This is a genomic window from Mesorhizobium sp. WSM3873 (assembly GCF_001672445.1).
Taxonomy (GTDB): domain Bacteria; phylum Pseudomonadota; class Alphaproteobacteria; order Rhizobiales; family Rhizobiaceae; genus Mesorhizobium.
Genome location: NZ_LYTM01000055.1, coordinates 42,379 through 57,976, shown reverse-complemented (window position 1 = coordinate 57,976; position 15,598 = coordinate 42,379). Strand labels below are relative to the sequence as shown.

The 15,598-nt window shown below is 64.5% G+C and carries 16 protein-coding genes; 14 read left to right on the top strand and 2 right to left on the bottom strand.

Going from position 1 to position 15,598, the window contains the following annotated elements; genetic code table 11:
* Positions 1-14: 14 nt before the first annotated feature.
* From A9K71_RS26255 to A9K71_RS26240, 4 genes are all read left to right on the top strand, one after another.
* Positions 15-809 carry an SDR family oxidoreductase gene (locus tag A9K71_RS26255; protein WP_067002874.1) on the top strand — a complete coding sequence of 265 codons (795 nt, stop codon included), beginning with the start codon at positions 15-17 and terminating at the stop codon, positions 807-809.
* A 156-nt stretch (positions 810-965) separates the two neighbouring features.
* Positions 966-1,232: a type II toxin-antitoxin system Phd/YefM family antitoxin gene (locus A9K71_RS26250; protein ID WP_067002873.1), complete on the top strand. Its 267-nt coding sequence runs from the start codon at positions 966-968 to the stop codon at positions 1,230-1,232.
* Positions 1,229-1,651, top strand: a complete 423-nt coding sequence (locus A9K71_RS26245) for a type II toxin-antitoxin system VapC family toxin (protein ID WP_067002872.1) — start codon at positions 1,229-1,231, stop codon at positions 1,649-1,651. Before A9K71_RS26250 ends, A9K71_RS26245 begins: the two co-directional genes overlap by 4 nt.
* Before the next feature lie 286 nt (positions 1,652-1,937).
* On the top strand, positions 1,938-3,029 hold the full coding sequence (locus A9K71_RS26240; protein ID WP_067002870.1) for a 3-deoxy-7-phosphoheptulonate synthase: 1,092 nt from the start codon (positions 1,938-1,940) through the stop codon (positions 3,027-3,029).
* A 21-nt stretch (positions 3,030-3,050) separates the two neighbouring features.
* On the opposite strand, the gene A9K71_RS26235 is transcribed toward A9K71_RS26240, so the two are convergent.
* Positions 3,051-3,686 carry a LysE family translocator gene (locus A9K71_RS26235; RefSeq protein ID WP_067002868.1) on the bottom strand — a complete coding sequence of 212 codons (636 nt, stop codon included), beginning with the start codon at positions 3,684-3,686 and terminating at the stop codon, positions 3,051-3,053.
* A 125-nt stretch (positions 3,687-3,811) separates the two neighbouring features.
* On the opposite strand from A9K71_RS26235, the gene A9K71_RS26230 reads away from it, so the two are divergent.
* The gene (locus tag A9K71_RS26230; RefSeq protein WP_067002866.1) at positions 3,812-4,513 is read left to right on the top strand and encodes a YafY family protein; all 702 of its coding nucleotides are present in this window, start codon (positions 3,812-3,814) and stop codon (positions 4,511-4,513) included.
* 12 nt (positions 4,514-4,525) lie between these two features.
* Here the strand turns inward: A9K71_RS26230 and A9K71_RS26225 are convergent, their stop codons facing one another.
* Positions 4,526-5,635 carry a Gfo/Idh/MocA family oxidoreductase gene (locus tag A9K71_RS26225; RefSeq protein WP_067002864.1) on the bottom strand — a complete coding sequence of 370 codons (1,110 nt, stop codon included), beginning with the start codon at positions 5,633-5,635 and terminating at the stop codon, positions 4,526-4,528.
* 158 nt (positions 5,636-5,793) lie between these two features.
* Here A9K71_RS26225 and A9K71_RS26220 point away from each other — a divergent pair, with 158 nt between their 5' ends.
* The 9 genes from A9K71_RS26220 to phnN all read left to right on the top strand — a co-directional run bounded on the left by A9K71_RS26220 (position 5,794) and on the right by phnN (position 15,473).
* The gene (locus A9K71_RS26220; RefSeq protein ID WP_067002862.1) at positions 5,794-6,639 is read left to right on the top strand and encodes a MurR/RpiR family transcriptional regulator; all 846 of its coding nucleotides are present in this window, start codon (positions 5,794-5,796) and stop codon (positions 6,637-6,639) included.
* 155 nt (positions 6,640-6,794) lie between these two features.
* Positions 6,795-8,729, top strand: coding sequence for a 5-dehydro-2-deoxygluconokinase (iolC, locus tag A9K71_RS26215; RefSeq protein WP_067002860.1), 1,935 nt, complete (start codon positions 6,795-6,797; stop codon positions 8,727-8,729).
* A 51-nt stretch (positions 8,730-8,780) separates the two neighbouring features.
* On the top strand, positions 8,781-10,631 hold the full coding sequence (gene iolD, locus A9K71_RS26210; protein WP_067002858.1) for a 3D-(3,5/4)-trihydroxycyclohexane-1,2-dione acylhydrolase (decyclizing): 1,851 nt from the start codon (positions 8,781-8,783) through the stop codon (positions 10,629-10,631).
* A 173-nt stretch (positions 10,632-10,804) separates the two neighbouring features.
* Positions 10,805-11,719 (top strand): myo-inosose-2 dehydratase, encoded by a 915-nt coding sequence (iolE, locus tag A9K71_RS26205; protein ID WP_067002856.1) that lies wholly within the window; start codon positions 10,805-10,807, stop codon positions 11,717-11,719.
* 63 nt (positions 11,720-11,782) lie between these two features.
* Positions 11,783-11,995 carry a hypothetical protein gene (locus A9K71_RS26200; protein WP_067003268.1) on the top strand — a complete coding sequence of 71 codons (213 nt, stop codon included), beginning with the start codon at positions 11,783-11,785 and terminating at the stop codon, positions 11,993-11,995.
* A 13-nt stretch (positions 11,996-12,008) separates the two neighbouring features.
* Positions 12,009-12,821 (top strand): 5-deoxy-glucuronate isomerase, encoded by an 813-nt coding sequence (gene iolB, locus A9K71_RS26195; protein ID WP_067002854.1) that lies wholly within the window; start codon positions 12,009-12,011, stop codon positions 12,819-12,821.
* 150 nt (positions 12,822-12,971) lie between these two features.
* Positions 12,972-13,679, top strand: a complete 708-nt coding sequence (locus tag A9K71_RS26190; RefSeq protein WP_067002853.1) for a DUF1045 domain-containing protein — start codon at positions 12,972-12,974, stop codon at positions 13,677-13,679.
* Between the two features lie 31 nt (positions 13,680-13,710).
* The gene (locus A9K71_RS26185) at positions 13,711-14,850 is read left to right on the top strand and encodes an alpha-D-ribose 1-methylphosphonate 5-triphosphate diphosphatase (RefSeq protein WP_067002851.1); all 1,140 of its coding nucleotides are present in this window, start codon (positions 13,711-13,713) and stop codon (positions 14,848-14,850) included.
* Complete coding sequence (phnN, locus tag A9K71_RS26180) at positions 14,847-15,473, top strand: phosphonate metabolism protein/1,5-bisphosphokinase (PRPP-forming) PhnN (protein ID WP_067002849.1); 627 nt, start codon at positions 14,847-14,849, stop codon at positions 15,471-15,473. Before A9K71_RS26185 ends, phnN begins: the two co-directional genes overlap by 4 nt.
* The last annotated feature ends 125 nt before the right edge of the window (positions 15,474-15,598 follow it).

The window sequence follows — 15,598 nt, the reverse complement described above, 5'->3', positions numbered from 1 at the left end:
ACAGGAGCAGAGCGATGAACGGTCTAGCCGGTCGCAATTCAGAAACGCGCGCCATCGTCACCGGCGGCGCGCAGGGCATCGGCTTCGCCGTGGCGGAAGCCTTGGCCGACGAGGGTTGCCGCGCGCTGGCGCTGGTCGGCCGCTCGCAGGAGAAGGGCGACAAGGCGGTCGCAGCGCTCAAGAAAAACGGTGTCGACGCCATCTTCATCAGCGCCGATGTCGCCAAGGTCGCCGACTGCAAGCGCGCCGTCGCAACGGCGCTCGCGCATTTCGGCACCTTGAACGCGCTGGTCAACGCCGCCGCCACTTCGGCCCGCGGCTCGTTGGTCGAGACATCGGAAGAGCTTTTCGATCAGATATTCGACACCAATGTGCGCGGCCCCTTTTTCCTGATGCAGGGCCTCGTCGCGCATCTCCTGGAGCGCAGGGCGCCGGGCTCGATCGTCAACGTGCTGTCGATGTCGGCGCATGCCGGTCAGTCCTTCCTGACGCCCTATTCGACCAGCAAGGGCGCGCTGATGACGCTGACCAAGAATGTCGCCAGCTCCTACCGGAAAAACCGCATTCGCTGCAACGCGGTGCTGCCCGGCTGGATGGACACCGAGGGCGAGGCGATCGTGCAGAAGAAGTGGCACGATGCGCCGGACGACTGGCTGGAAAAGGCCGAGGCCGCGCAGCCGATGGGTCAGCTGGTGAAGCCGGCGCAGCTCGCCCGGCTGATCACCTACATGCTCAGCCCGCAGGCCGGCGTCATGACCGGCTCGCTGGTCGATTATGATCAAAACATAGCTGGCGTGATCGGGGAGTAGTGACAACGAGCAGCTTTACGCCAGAAGCAGGCCAGCTATGGGTGCAGATGTGATCAGCCTCGTGCGCCCAAAGGTATCCGGCCCCTGAGAGCCCCTGTTGCCGCAGCATTGCGATTCCGGTATAGTCAAGATGGTCAGAATAGTCATGAGATTGAGATGCTGCCCGGACCCAAAGACGATACGAGCTGGACGGTCGCTGGGGCAAAGGCCCGGCTCTCGGAGGTAATAGATCGGGCGCAATCTTCGCCTCAGACGATCACCCGTAACGGCAAACCAAGCGTTGTCGTCGTGTCCGCAGAGGAATGGCGGCGGAAGACCGCCCGCAAAGGAACGCTTGCGGAGTTCCTCCTGGAGTCGCCGCTGCGCGGCGCCGATCTCGACCTTGAGCGTCAAGCCGACGAACCGCGTGATCAGCCGCTTTGAGGCTTCTGCTCGATACCAATGTCCTGTCAGAGGTGACGAGGGCGGCGCCGGATGTAGGCGTTCTAAAGTGGCTGGACGGGCTTGATGAGGATCGATCATTCATCAGCGTCGTGTCGATCGCCGAGATCCGGCGCGGCGTTTCCCTCATGGATGAGGGCCGCAAACGAGAGGCACTGGCCGAATGGCTCGCTCGAGATTTGCCGCAGCGCTTCGAGCAAAGGGTTTTGCCGGTGGACGAAGCCGTTGCCTTGGCCTGGGGCGACCTGATGGGCCTTGCCAAGCGCCGCGGTCGCGGTCTGTCGTCGATGGACGGTCTGATCGCCGCCACCGCGATTGCGAAGCAGCTCACCTTGGCAACGCGTAATTCGAAGGATTTCGAAGGCTTTGCAATCGAACTTTTCGATCCATGGTCTGCATGAACCGTGAACCGCTGCATGATGCTCTCTTTTTTCCCGAGGCCACGGAGCACGGCGCAAACCAAGCAAATGCTTAGCTTCATGAGGACGTGACAAGCGCCTCGGCATCGACTATATGAGCCGCATGATCCACCTGACCGCCTCGTTTTGGTACTTTAGCTACGGTAGCTCGCTGGCGGCGGGAGGATTGCGCTCGATCTGAAGATTGCAGCATCTAATCCGAAAAGCCGCCAGACCTGGCGGCTTTTTCGTTTCAGCCGGCAGGTCTCCTAACCAGGAGCAGAAAGCCGTGTTGACCACCACAGACGACCTACGGGTGAAGGAACTCAAAGTCCTGAGCACGCCGGACGACGTGATGCGCGAGATACCGCGCTCGCTCACGGCGACGCGCACCGTTGCCGCCTCGCGCAACGCCATCCATTCCATCCTGACCGGGGCCGACGATCGACTGGTCGTCATCGTCGGCCCTTGTTCCATCCACGATCCGGTCGCCGCCGTGGACTACGCCAGCCGTCTGGCGGCGCTGCGCGAGGCCCTGGCCGACCGGCTCGAGATCGTCATGCGCGTCTATTTCGAGAAGCCGCGCACCACGGTCGGCTGGAAGGGCCTGATCAACGATCCCGATCTCGACGGCAGCTTCAACATCGACAAGGGCTTGCGGATGGCGCGCAACGTGCTTTCCGCCGTCAACAATCTCGGCCTGCCGGCGGCGACGGAATTCCTCGACATGACGACGCCGCAATACATCGCCGACCTCGTCGCCTGGGGCGCCATCGGCGCGCGCACGACCGAAAGCCAGATCCACCGCGAGCTGGCGTCGGGCCTCTCTTGCCCGGTCGGCTTCAAAAACGGCACCGACGGCAATCTGAGAATCGCCGGCGAGGCGGTTAAGTCGGCGGCGCAGCCGCATCATTTCATGGCGGTGACCAAGGGCGGCCGCAGCGCGATCGCTGCGACGACCGGCAACGAAGACTGCCATATCATTCTGCGTGGCGGCGTGGCGCCGAACTACGACGCGGCAAGCGTCGACGCGGCCGCCGCGGAGCTCGGCCGCATCGGCATCGCGCCGCGCCTGATGATCGATGTCAGCCACGCCAACAGCGGCAAGAAGCCGGAGAACCAGCCGAAAGTCGCGCACGACGTGGCGGGCCAGGTCGCAGCGGGCGACGAGCGCATCATCGGAGTCATGATCGAGAGCAATCTCGTCGCCGGCCGTCAGGACGTCGTGCCCAGCAAGCAGCTCACCTACGGCCAGAGCATCACCGACGGCTGCATCGATTGGGCGACCACCGAAACGGTGCTGCACGGACTTGCCGGCGCCGTCGAGTGGCGCCGGTCGGTGAAGCGCGAACTGCTCGCCACCCGTCAGGGCGCCGCCTGACAACCCTGGCGAGGGCGGCGTTCACGCCGCCCTCAGCCCTTCCCATGCGGTGAATACCGAGACCGCGAATAGAAGCAGCCCGGCCGCACGGCCGGCAATGACCGTTGCCCGCGGATTGCCGACCAGAAGCGCCCGGCTGCGCCCGGCGGTGATGGCGAGGCCGCCGTAGATTCCTGCTTGTGTGACGACAGTCAGCAGTCCCATGATGGTCGCCTGCATCCAGATCGGACCGTAAACCGGCTTCAGGAACTGCGGATAGACGGCAAGGATAAACAGATAGGCCTTGGGGTTGATCAGGCAGGTGACCAATCCCTGGCGAAAGGCTTTCCAGGCGGAGCGGCTGCCGGCGGGCCCGTCATCGCTGACGGTGATCGAGCTGCGCATCAGCGAAATTCCGATATAGGCCATGTAAGCGGCGCCGGCGATCAGCAGCGGTTTGAACAGGACCGGCACGAAATGAATCAGCAGCCCGACGCCGATCGCCCCGTTCAACGTATGCACTACGCCGCCGAGCATAATGCCGCCGGTCGCCGCCAGCCCCCTGTCGAGCCCCCCGGTCAGCGCATTGGCCAGCACGAACAGCATGTCCATGCCTGGAACGGCGATGATGCCGAACAGCAGGATGAAGAATAGCCAGAGATTTTCCGTGTAACTCATGTCAGTTGCCTGCCGCGGCCCGCCAAGGACGCTGAGGAATCTGTTGATTTTCAAACCGATGCGCGGCCCTATAGGTCATCCCAACTGACGGGGGTGTGTCAGTTGCGTTTCGATCGAGTGGAAAAATGCGCAAGGCCTCGCGCCTGTTCGAAATCATCCAGATCCTGCGGCTGGCCAAGAAGCCGGTGACCGCGGCGACGATCGCCGAGCAACTGGAAGTGACGGTGCGCTCGGTCTATCGCGATATCGTAGCGCTGCAGGCGATGCGGGTGCCGATCGAGGGCGGGCGCGGCATAGGCTATATCCTGCGCCCCGGCTTCGACCTGCCGCCGCTGATGTTTTCGATCGAGGAGATGGAGGCGATCGTGCTCTCGCTGGCGCTGCTCGAACGCACCGGCGACGACGAGCTCAAGCAGGCGGCAAAGCGCGTCGGCGCGAAGATCGCCGGCGTCGTGCCACCGCCCTTGCGCCAGACGCTCGACGCCAACGCTCTTCATGCTTGGGGTTTTTCGCCTGCGGCCGCGGCGGTCGATCTGGCGCTGATGCGCCGCGCCATCCGCGACGAGGAGAAGCTCGACCTCGCCTACCGCGACGAAGCCGGCCGCGACACACAGCGTATCGTCCGCCCGATCGCGCTGATCTACTACGCCGAGACCGCTAACATCGTCGCTTGGTGCGAGCTGCGCCAGGCCATCCGCAATTTCCGCAGCGACCGCATCGAGGATTGCCAGGCGACCGGCCTATGGTTCAAAGGCGAAGGCGACCAACTGCGGCAGGTTTGGGTGGACGGCTGGGAGATCAATGCAGCAGCCGCCGCCGGCACCTGAAGGGGAGCCGGCTCACCTCACTTCCACCCAGTGCTGTTCCTGGAACGATCGCGCCATGGCGTGCACCGTGCGCTCGATCTCCAGCCCCTCGTCGAAATCGATGATCCGCGCCGGCTTGCCGGCGATCCGCATCAAAAGCTCGCGGCATTCGATCACCTTGAGGTCATTGAAGCCGAGGCCGTGGCCGGGCGCCGGCACGAAGGAATCGTAGGGCTTGTGGTGCGGCGCCACCAGGATCGTGCGGTAGCCCTGCTCGGTCGGCCGGTCGGCGGTCAGATAAAGCTGGAACTCGTTCATCCGCTCCTGGTCGTAGAGGATCGAGCCTTTCGAGCCGAAGATCTGGAGGGCGATACGGCCCTTGCGGCCCCAGGCCGAGCGATTGACCAGCAGCGTACCGGCGACACCGTTCTCCAGATGCATCAGCACACTGGCGATATCGTAGGTCTCGACCGCACGGCGGCCGCCGGAGGCGACGCGCCGGTCGGCATAGGGTTTCGCCATGTCGCACATGACGCGAGCGACGCGGCCGAACAGCACTTTGATCAGCGACAGCGGATGCACCGCGAAATCGTCGAGCGCGCCATAACCGGAAGCCGCCTCATGCTTCCAGAAGAACAGCGCCTCGGGATCGGCCATGAAATCCTCGTCCATCTCGATGCGAACGAGATTGACGTCGCCGATGATCTTTTCCTCGAGCAACGCGCCGATATGGCGGATGGCCGGGTTCTGAATGTAGTTGTAGCCGAGCACGGCAGCCTTGCCGGATTTGGTCGCTGCCTTTGCCATCGCCTCGGCCTCGGCAAAACTCGGAGCCATCGGCTTCTCGCACCACAGGTGCTTGCCGGCTTCGAGGATGGCGATCGCCATTTCCGGATGGAACTGGTTGGGCGTGGTCAGCGACACGACATCGACCTCCGGATCGTTGAGGACGGCACGCCAGTCGCTCGAGCCTCGAGTGAAGCCGAACTCGGCCGCTTTGCGCTTTGCAAGCTCGTCATTGACCTCACCCAGATGCACCAGCCTCGCCTTCTCGACATCGGGAAAGACGGTGCCGACCGCGTTCCAGGCGATGGCGTGGCACTTGCCCATGAAGCCCGTGCCGATGAGGCCCACTCCGACCATGTCGATTGTCTCCGCTGAAGGGGAAGAATTCGCATGGATGAATTAATCCATTTCATCCGAGAATGGAACGTCCAAATCATTTTTTATGGTGTTCTTGCGCGAAACCGCTATGATGAGGCAGGAGAGGGAACACCAGCATGGCCGTGGGCGGAGCGACGATGGACGGACGGGTGCCTCGCGATTTCGAGACCTTACGCACGACGATCCTGGAGCGGCGCACCAGTCTGCCCAAGCGCATCGCGCAGATCGCCGCCTATGCGCTGGACAATCCCGACGACATCGCCTTCGGCACGGCGGCGAGTATCGCGGCTTCCGCCGGCGTCCAGCCCTCGACGTTGATCCGCTTCGCCCAGCAGCTCGGCTTCGATGGTTTCACTAGCCTGCAGCAGGTGTTTCGCGAGCGGCTGCGCGAACGCAATTCCTCCTATGACGAGCGGTTGGCGGCACTGCGCGCCAAGGCCGAAGAAGGCGCTGGACACCGGGCGATCTTCGACGGCTTCGTGGCTGCCGCCAGCACCTCGCTCAGCGACATTTCGCGCGTGCTGAACGATGCGCATTTCGAACAGGCGATCACGCTGCTGGCAAAGGCCGAGACAATCTATGTGCTGGCCAAGCGCCGCTCCTATCCGGTCGCCTCCTACATCGCCTACGCGCTTGGCAAGCTCAAGATCCGCAACCAACTGATCGAGTCGGCCGCGGGCTTGAATGCCGAGATGATCGGCTTCGCCACGCCGCGCGACGCCGTCATCGCCATCAGCTTCTCGCCTTACGCGCCTGCGACCATCGAGGAGACGCGCACGATCGCCGAGCAGGGCGTGCCCATCGTCGCCATCACCGACAGCTCGTTCTCGCCGCTCGCCCAATTCGCCAAGGTCTGGTTCGAGGTGGCCGAATCCGATTTCGGCGGCTTCCGCTCTTTGTCGGCGACGATGGCGCTTGCCATGGCGCTGACCGTTGCCGTCGGCGAAAAGCGGCGCGACGCCGGCCGCAAGCGCAAGGCCTGAGCGGCCCCGAACGGGCGTTTTTCCATCAGGGAACACTCATTCCATATTGACTGCAGATTGGAATTATTATTTCATATTGACGGTGTCACGCCGCCGTTCGCGCGTGCTGCCCAAAACGACGCTGCTCTGCACAACAAAGCCGATGGGAGGTTCGAATGGGCGAAGCCGTGGAAGCGAAATATCCGCCGCTCGACGTCATCACGATCGGCCGCGCCTCTGTCGATCTCTACGGCCAGCAGATCGGCTCGCGTCTGGAGGACATAACCTCCTTCGCCAAGTCGGTCGGCGGCTGCCCGGCCAATATCTCCGTTGGCACGGCAAGGCTCGGCCTGCGCTCGGCGCTGCTCACTCGCGTCGGCGACGAGCAGATGGGCCGTTTCATCCGCGAGCAGCTCAGGCGTGAGGGCGTCTCGGTCGACGGCCTGAAGACCGACAAGGAACGGCTGACGGCGCTGGTGCTGCTTTCCGTCGAGGACGAAGGCGTCTCGCCGATGATTTTTTATCGTTCGGATTGCGCCGATATGGCGCTCGCCGAAGCGGACATCGACGAGGCTTTCATCGCCTCGGCGCGCGCCGTGGTCGTCACCGGCACCCATTTCTCGCGTCCCAACTCGGATGCCGCACAGCGCAAGGCGATCCGTTTGATGAAGGCCAAGGGCGGCAAGGTCGTCTTCGACATCGACTACCGCCCGAACCTCTGGGGGCTCGCCGGCCATGCCGAGGGCTTCGAGCGCTACGTCAAGTCGGACCGGGTCTCGGCGCAGCTGAAGACGGTGCTGCCCGATTGCGACCTCATCGTCGGCACCGAGGAGGAAATCATGATCGCCTCCGGCGCCGACGATTGTCTGAGCGCGCTTAAGACGATCCGCACGCTGTCGACCGCTACCATCGTACTCAAGCGCGGTGCCAAAGGCTGCATCGTCTATGACGGGCCGATCAGCGACGACCTCGAGGACGGTATCGTCGGCGAGGGCTTCCCGATCGAGATCTACAACGTGCTTGGCGCCGGCGACGCCTTCATGTCGGGCTTCCTGCGCGGCTGGCTCGGCGGCGAAAGCTTTGCCACGGCGGCGACCTGGGCCAATGCCTGCGGCGCCTTCGCCGTGTCGCGCCTGCTATGCGCGCCGGAATATCCGACCTTCGAGGAGCTGCAGTTTTTTCTGAAGCACCGCAGCAAGCATCTGGCGCTGCGCAAGGACGAGGCAATCAACCACATCCATTGGGCGACGACGCGGCGGCGCGACATCCCTTCGCTGATGGCGCTCGCTTGCGACCACCGCGTCCAGCTGGAAGATGTCGCCGCCAGGGTCGGTGCAGATGTCTCGCGCATCCCCGACTTCAAGGTGCTCACCGTCAAGGCGGCGGCCAAGGTCGCCGCCGGTCGCGACGGCTACGGCATGCTGATCGATGAGAAATACGGCCGCGATGCCATGTTCGAGTTCGCCCGCCATCCCTTTGCCTGGTTAGGTCGGCCGGTCGAGCTGCCCGGATCGCGGCCGCTGCGCTTCGAGTTTTCGCAGGACATCGGCTCGCAGCTCACCGAATGGCCGGTCGACCATTGCATCAAGTGCCTCTGCTTCTATCATCCGGATGATCCGGAGGCGCTGAAGACAGAGCAGCAGCAAAAACTGCGGACCCTGTTCGAGGCGGCGCGGAAAGTCGGCAGGGAACTGCTCGTCGAGATCATCGCCGGCAAGCACGGCACGCTCGACGACACCACCATTCCGCGCGCCCTTGAAGAACTCTATGCGCTGGGCATCAGGCCCGACTGGTGGAAGCTCGAGCCGCAGGCCTCGGCAGGCGCCTGGGCCAGGATAGAGCAGGTGATCGTCAAGCACGATCCGTGGTGCCGCGGCGTCGTGCTGCTCGGTCTGGAGGCGCCGCAGGATGAGCTGGTCGCCGCCTTTGCCGCCACCGCCAATGCGCCCATCGTCAAGGGATTTGCCGTCGGTCGCACCATCTTTGTCAATGCCGCCGAACAATGGCTGGCCGGCAAGATCTCGGATGACGAGGCTGTCGCCGACATGGCCTCGCGCTTCGAGCAATTGACCGAGGCATGGCTTGCAGCGCGCGGCCGCAAAGCAGCATAAGAAGAACGGGCAGCATATTAGGCGGCACAGGGAAAGCCGGAGGAAACGACAATGACCAAGACCGTTCGCCTGACGATGGCGCAGGCGCTGACCCGCTTTCTCAGCCGCCAGATGACCGAGATCGACGGCAAGAAGGTGCCGATCTTCGGCGGCGTCTGGGCGATCTTCGGCCACGGCAATGTCGCCGGCATCGGCGAGGCGCTCTACCAGGTCCGCGACGAGCTGCCGACCTTCCGCGCCCATAACGAGCAGGCGATGGCGCATGCGGCGATTGCTTACGGCAAGGCGAATTTCCGCCGCCGCTTCATGGCCGCGACCACCTCGATCGGCCCCGGCGCGCTCAACATGGTGACGGCTGCGGCGCTCGCTCACGTCAATCGCTTACCGGTGCTGCTGCTTCCCGGCGATGTCTTCGCCAACCGCTTGCCCGACCCGGTGCTGCAGCAGGCCGAAGATTTCTCCGACGGCACGGCGAGCGTCAACGACTGCTTCCGCCCCGTCTCGCGCTATTTCGACCGCATCACGCGGCCGGAGCAGATCATCCCGGCACTGAACCGCGCCATGCAGGTCTTGACCGATCCGGCCGAATGCGGCCCGGTCACGCTTTCGCTCTGCCAGGACGTGCAGGCGGAGGCCTATGATTATCCGGAAAGCCTGTTTGCCGAGCGCGTCTGGACGCCGCGCCGGCTGCGCCCGGATCGCAACGAACTGGCCGTCGCCGTGGCGGCCCTGAAGAACGCCAAGAAGCCGCTGGTGATCGCCGGCGGCGGCGTCCTCTATTCGCAGGCTTCCGGAGAGCTGGCCAAGCTGGTGCAGGGCGCCGGCATTCCGGTTTGCGAGACCCAAGGCGGCAAATCCTCGCTGCCCGACGATCATCCGCTCAACATGGCGGCCGTCGGCGTCACCGGCACATCAGCGGCCAACCGGCTGGCGGAAGAGGCCGATGTGGTTCTTGCCGTCGGCACCAGGCTGCAGGACTTCACCACCGGCTCCTGGGCGCTGTTCAAGAATGCCGGCCGCACCATCATCGGGCTCAATACCCAGGTCTTCGATGCCGGCAAGCACTGGGCGCTGCCGCTGGTTGCCGACGCCACCGAAGGGCTCGCCGAGCTGTCCGCCGTGCTGAAGGGCTGGAAGGCGCCGACCGCCTGGACCGACAATGCGCTGAAGGGCAAGACGGAATGGCAGGCTGCCGCCGCCAAGGTGACGGCCTCGACCAACGCCGCCTATCCCTCCGACGCGCAGGTGATCGGCGCCGTGCAGCGCGCGAAGGGCTCGGGCGTCACGCTTTTGCATGCCGCCGGCGGGCTGCCGGGCGAATTGCACAAGCTCTGGCAAGCGGGCGCGCCCGGTTCCTATCACGCCGAATACGGCTTCTCGACCATGGGCTACGAGATCGCCGGCGGGCTCGGCGTCAAGATGGCGAAACCCGACCAGGAAGTCGTCGTCATGGTCGGCGACGGCTCCTATCTGATGCTCAATTCCGAGATCGCGACGTCGGTGATGCTCGGCCTGAAGCTCACCATCGTATTGCTCGACAATCGCGGCTATGGCTGCATCAACCGGCTGCAGATGGCGACCGGCGGCGCCAACTTCAACAATCTCTTGAAGGACGCTCGCCATGAGGTGATGCCCGACGTCGACTTCGCCGCCCATGCGGCAAGCCTAGGTGCCGTCGCCGAGAAAGTGGCCTCGATTGCTGAACTCGAAACGGCGCTTGCCAAGGCGAAGGGCAACGACAAGACCACCGTGCTGGTCATCGACACCGATCCGCTGGTGTCGACCGAGGCCGGCGGCCACTGGTGGGATGTTGCCGTGCCGGAAGTCTCGTCGCGGCCGCAAGTGAACGCCGCGCGCAAGGCGTATGACGAGAAAAAGCTCATGCGGAGCTTAGGTGATTGAAGCTGGCACTGCCCCTCACCCTTGCCCTCTCCCCGTGAAGAACGGGGAGCAGGGGGCCGCCAGCGCTGAAGCCTGTCCCTTCTCCCCGTCATTTCCAGGGAGAAGGTGCCGGCAGGCGGATGAGGGCAGCGCCGATGAGCGAAAGTTGAACGATCCAAACCTGGAGTGACGACTTGAAAGCCAAACTGGGCATGTCTCCCATCGCGTGGTGGAACGACGATCTCGTGGAATTGAGCGATGATGTGTCGCTGGAGGAGTGTTTGCGCCAGTCGCGCTCGGCCGGCTTCACCGGCATGGAGATGGGCCGCCGCTTCCCCAACGATCCGAAGGTGATGCTGCCGATCCTGAAAGAGGCCGACGTCACGCTCTGCGGCGGCTGGTTCTCCGGCACGCTGGTCGATGAGGACATGTCGAAGAACAAGGATCGCATCCAGCCGATGATCGACTTGTTCAAGGCGGTCAACGCGCCTTGCATCGTCTATGGCGAGGTCGGCCGCTCCATCCAGGGCGACCGCTCCAAGCCTCTTGCCACCAAGCCACGGCTTTCCGGCGACGAGATGAAGGCCTATGGCCGCCGCGTCACCGAATTCGGCGAATGGTGCGCCGACCAGGGTATGCCGCTTTCCTACCATCATCACATGGCGGCCGTGGTCGAGACCGAGCCGGAACTCGATTCCTTCATGCATCATTCCGGCGAGGGCATCCCGCTGCTGCTCGATGCCGGCCATCTCGCCTTCGCCGGCGGCGATGTGTTGCGCGCCATCGACAACCACCACAAGCGCATCAACCACGTCCATGTGAAGGACGTGCGCATGAACGTGATCGACGGGCTCGACCGCACGAAGCAGTCCTTCCTCGATGCCGTCGCGCTCGGCGCCTTCACCGTGCCCGGCGACGGCTCGCTCGATTTCGGCGCGATCGTCCAGCGCTTCGCCGACTACGGCTATGAAGGCTGGTTCGTGGTCGAGGCCGAGCAGGATCCGAAAAAGAACCCGCCGCTGAGGATGGCTGAGGTCGGCCACAAGGAGCTGATGCGGGTGATGACGGCCGCCGGTTATACGGTGGAGACGCAGGGCTTCCCGGCGTAAACGGTGGATTCGTCCGGCCGCTCGGTCTATCTGATGCGTTTGGACAAGTCCCGGATTGGCGCGATGAAAGACTATGAGCACCCCTTCTTCCGACCGCTGTGGCGGCGCATTGCCGTCGTTGCCGTCTGCCTAATCTGGTCGGTGATCGAATTCGCCTCCGGCACGCCGTTCTGGGGTGTAATCGCGCTCGGCTTCGCCGGTTACGCGGTGTGGCAGTTCTTCTACCTCTACAAGCCGGCCGAGGAGCCCAAGCCTCCGGCCGAGCCGAAGGAATGATCCAGGAGACAAAATGTCGAAACTGCTCGTCAAGGCCGACAAGGGCCACGGCCACGTCGCCCACGTCACCCCGCAAAGCGCGGGCTGGACTTACGTGGGTTTCGATCTCCACCGCTTGCGGCCGGGCGAGACGGCCGCCGGCAAGACGGGCGAGCGCGAGGTCTGCCTGGTGTTCGTCACCGGCAAGGGCCAGGCTGCGGCCGGCGGCAAGGATCTCGGCCTGCTCGGCGAGCGCATGTCGCCCTTCAAGGGCAAACCCTGGTCGGTCTATGTGCCGCAAGGCTCCGACTGGTCGGTGACCGCCGACACCGAACTGGAGCTTGCGGTCTGCTCGGCGCCCGGTCTTGGCGGCGGCCTGCCCGCCCGCGTCATTGCGCCCGACGATCTCGGTCAGGAAGTGCGCGGCAAGGGCACCAATACCCGTTACGTCACCAACATCCTGCCCGAGGGCAAGCCGGCCGACTCGCTGCTGGTGGTCGAGGTCATCACGCCCGGCGGCCATACCTCCAGCTATCCGCCGCACAAACACGACCAGGACAATCTGCCGGCCGAGTCCTATCTCGAGGAGACCTACTACCACCGCCTCGACCCGCCGCAGGGTTTCGCCTTCCAGCGCGTCTACACCGACGCCGACAGAAATGGCGTGCGCGATCTGGACGAGGCGATGGCGATCGAGGACGGCGATGTCGTGCTGGTGCCGAAGGGCTACCACCCGTGTGCGGCCTGCCACGGCTATGATCTCTATTATCTCAACGTCATGGCCGGCCCGAAGCGGACGTGGAAATTCCACAACGCCGCCGAGCATGAGTGGCTGATGAAGGCGTGAGATTTTTCATAGCCCTCAACCTGTTGGTCCAGTTCGGGAAAATCGTCGGCTAAGGACCGCCGGAGCCCGGGTTGCCTTCGAACACCCATGAAAGCTTCGTCAATCCGTCATGGAAATCACCTATGGCAGCGGGTCTGACGAGGATTTTCGATGCGCTATGCCATTTACTTTACCCCGAGGCAGGATGAGCCGCTGGCGCGGATCGCCGCCAACTGGCTGGGGCGCGACCCGTTCGGCGCGCCGACGCGGCCGGTCGAGGGTGTGGGTGCCCTGTCGGCGGCGGAAGTTGCCTTCCACACCGCCTCGGCACGGCGCTACGGCTTCCACGCGACGCTGAAGGCGCCGTTCCGGCTGGCGCCGAGCGAAACGGAAGCCTCGCTGCGGGCGGCGCTCGACGATTTCGCCGAGGCCACGCCACCAGTCGTCATCCCGCGTCTGGTCGTCGGCCAGATCGACGGCTTTTTTGCCCTGGTGCCGGGAAGTCCATTCGAGCCGCTCAACAGTTTCGCCGGCGAGGTCGTGCGCGCCTTCGACCGTTTCCGCGCGCCGCTGACCGAGGCCGAGATCGAGCGCCGCAGCCCAGACTCGCTGAAGCCGGATGAGTTTCGCAACCTCTGCCAGTGGGGTTATCCCTACGTCTTCGAGACGTTCCGCTTCCACATGACGCTCTCCGGACGGGTCGGGCCACAGGAAAGTCCGCGCCTTCGCGCTGCAATCGACAGCCTGTTCGCGGATGTGCTGCAGCGTCCGGTGCCGGTGGATGCGCTGACGCTGTTCGTCGAAACGGAACCGGGCGCGCCCTTCATGGTGCTCTCGCACCACGTGCTTGGACGCCGCCCGGCCAGAAAAACCGCCTGATTGTCCGCCCGCCTGAGATAGGACTGCTGAAATGACCGCCGAGACCGTTTTGAACAATGCCCGCATCGTGCTGCCCGACGAGATCGTCGCGGGCTCGCTGCTGCTGCGCGATGGACTGATTGCCGCGATCGAGCCGGGTGCGGCCCGCACCGGCGAGGACATGGGCGGCGACTACATCATCCCGGGCCTCGTCGAACTGCACACCGATCATCTCGAAGGCCATTACGCGCCGCGTCCGAAAGTGCGCTGGAACCCGATCGCCGCCGTGCTCGCCCACGATGCGCAGGTGGCGACCGCCGGCATCACCACGGTGCTCGACGCCCTGCGTGTCGGCATGGACGAGGATGCCGACTTGAAGTCCGACGACGTGCGCAAGCTCGCCGACGCGATCGAGGACAGTGTGCGCCAGGATCGGCTCAGGGCCGACCACTTCATCCATCTGCGCTGCGAGGTCTCGGCGCCGGACTGCCTCGAGGCCTTCGCCAATTTCGAGACCGACGACAGGGTGAAGCTCGCCTCGCTGATGGACCATGCGCCGGGCCAGCGCCAGTTCGTCGATCTCGAGACCTACGCCTATTATTACCAGCGCAAGCTGAAGCTCACCGACCGCGACTTCCAGAAATTCTGCGAGAAGCGTATGGCGGAATCGGCCAAGAATTCCGGGCCGAACCGCGTCTTCATTTCCGCCGCCTGCCGCGAGCGCGGCATCGTGCTTGCCAGCCACGACGATGCGACGGCCGGCCATGTCGACGAGGCGGTGGAGCAGGGCGTGCGCGTTGCCGAATTCCCGACCACCGAGGAGGCGGCGAGGGCCTCGAAGGCGGCAGGCCTCGGAGTGCTGATGGGCGCGCCCAACGTCATGCGCGGCTCCTCGCATTCGGGCAATGTGTCGGCGCGCTCGCTTGCCGGCGACGGTTTGCTCGACATCCTGTCGTCCGACTATATCCCCTTCAGCCTGATTCAGTCCGCCTTCTTCCTCGGCGATGTCGTGGAAGGCATTTCGCTGCCGCAGGCGGTCGCCATGGTCTCGAAGAACCCGGCGGAAGCGGTCGGCCTTAGCGATCGCGGTGTCATCGAGCCCGGCCGGCGCGCCGACCTCGTGCGCGTGCGCGTCGACCAGCATGTGCCGGTCGTGCGCAACGTCTGGCGTCAGGGCAGGCGCGTCGCATGATGGTTTCTGCGCTGATCGAACGAGAGCTCACCGAGACCCTTCCGATCCGCAACGGCGTCTTCGTCGCGGTGGTCGGGCCGAGCGGCGCCGGCAAGGACACGGTGATCGGCTACGCCAGGGCGCATTTTGCCGGCGAGACGCGGCTGGAGTTCGTCCGCCGCGTCATCACCCGTCCGAGCGACTCCGCCAGCGAGGACCACGATACGCTGGCCGACGCCGCCTTCGCCGAGGCGGAAGCGGACGGCGCCTTCGCCATCTGCTGGGACGCGCATGGCCTGCGCTATGGCCTGCCGGCCGATGTCGATTGGGCGATCGCCAATGGTCATGTCGCGGTGGCCAACGTCTCCCGTGCCGTCATCCCGGCGCTGCGTGAGCGCTATGCCAACCTGGCGGTGGTCGAGATCACCGCGGCGCCGGAGATCCTCGCCGAGCGGCTGGCGGCGCGCGGCCGCGAATCGCGCGGCGAAGTGCTGGCGCGTCTGGCGCGCAGCACCAGCGTGACGCTTTCCGGACCGGACGTCACCTCCATCGACAACAGCGGCGCCAGAGAGATCGCCGGCGAGCGCTTCGCCGACGTGCTGCGCAAGGCGATGGCGTTCTCGGACCTTTCGGACATGATCTGAGGTGTATTGATTCAGGTGATGCCGGCTTGCGAGTGGGAGGTTGGGCCGAGACTTGTTGATGTCGGCGCCAACGTCCAAAAAATGTGTGCAGCACGCGAAGTTGAAATTTGCGCCGCTGCCTGCCG

What these genes read in the sequence shown, in the direction of transcription:
- A9K71_RS26250 (WP_067002873.1), top strand. Translation starts at nt 966, where the DNA reads ATGCTGCCCGGACCCAAAGACGATACGAGCTGGACGGTCGCTGGGGCA.
- phnN (WP_067002849.1), top strand. Translation starts at nt 14,847, where the DNA reads ATGATGGTTTCTGCGCTGATCGAACGAGAGCTCACCGAGACCCTTCCG.
- iolC (WP_067002860.1), top strand. Translation starts at nt 6,795, where the DNA reads ATGGGCGAAGCCGTGGAAGCGAAATATCCGCCGCTCGACGTCATCACG.
- A9K71_RS26185 (WP_067002851.1), top strand. Translation starts at nt 13,711, where the DNA reads ATGACCGCCGAGACCGTTTTGAACAATGCCCGCATCGTGCTGCCCGAC.
- A9K71_RS26225 (WP_067002864.1), bottom strand. Translation starts at nt 5,635, where the DNA reads ATGGTCGGAGTGGGCCTCATCGGCACGGGCTTCATGGGCAAGTGCCAC.
- A9K71_RS26235 (WP_067002868.1), bottom strand. Translation starts at nt 3,686, where the DNA reads ATGAGTTACACGGAAAATCTCTGGCTATTCTTCATCCTGCTGTTCGGC.
- A9K71_RS26255 (WP_067002874.1), top strand. Translation starts at nt 15, where the DNA reads ATGAACGGTCTAGCCGGTCGCAATTCAGAAACGCGCGCCATCGTCACC.
- iolB (WP_067002854.1), top strand. Translation starts at nt 12,009, where the DNA reads ATGTCGAAACTGCTCGTCAAGGCCGACAAGGGCCACGGCCACGTCGCC.
- A9K71_RS26190 (WP_067002853.1), top strand. Translation starts at nt 12,972, where the DNA reads ATGCGCTATGCCATTTACTTTACCCCGAGGCAGGATGAGCCGCTGGCG.
- iolD (WP_067002858.1), top strand. Translation starts at nt 8,781, where the DNA reads ATGACCAAGACCGTTCGCCTGACGATGGCGCAGGCGCTGACCCGCTTT.
- A9K71_RS26230 (WP_067002866.1), top strand. Translation starts at nt 3,812, where the DNA reads ATGCGCAAGGCCTCGCGCCTGTTCGAAATCATCCAGATCCTGCGGCTG.
- A9K71_RS26220 (WP_067002862.1), top strand. Translation starts at nt 5,794, where the DNA reads ATGGACGGACGGGTGCCTCGCGATTTCGAGACCTTACGCACGACGATC.
- A9K71_RS26200 (WP_067003268.1), top strand. Translation starts at nt 11,783, where the DNA reads ATGAAAGACTATGAGCACCCCTTCTTCCGACCGCTGTGGCGGCGCATT.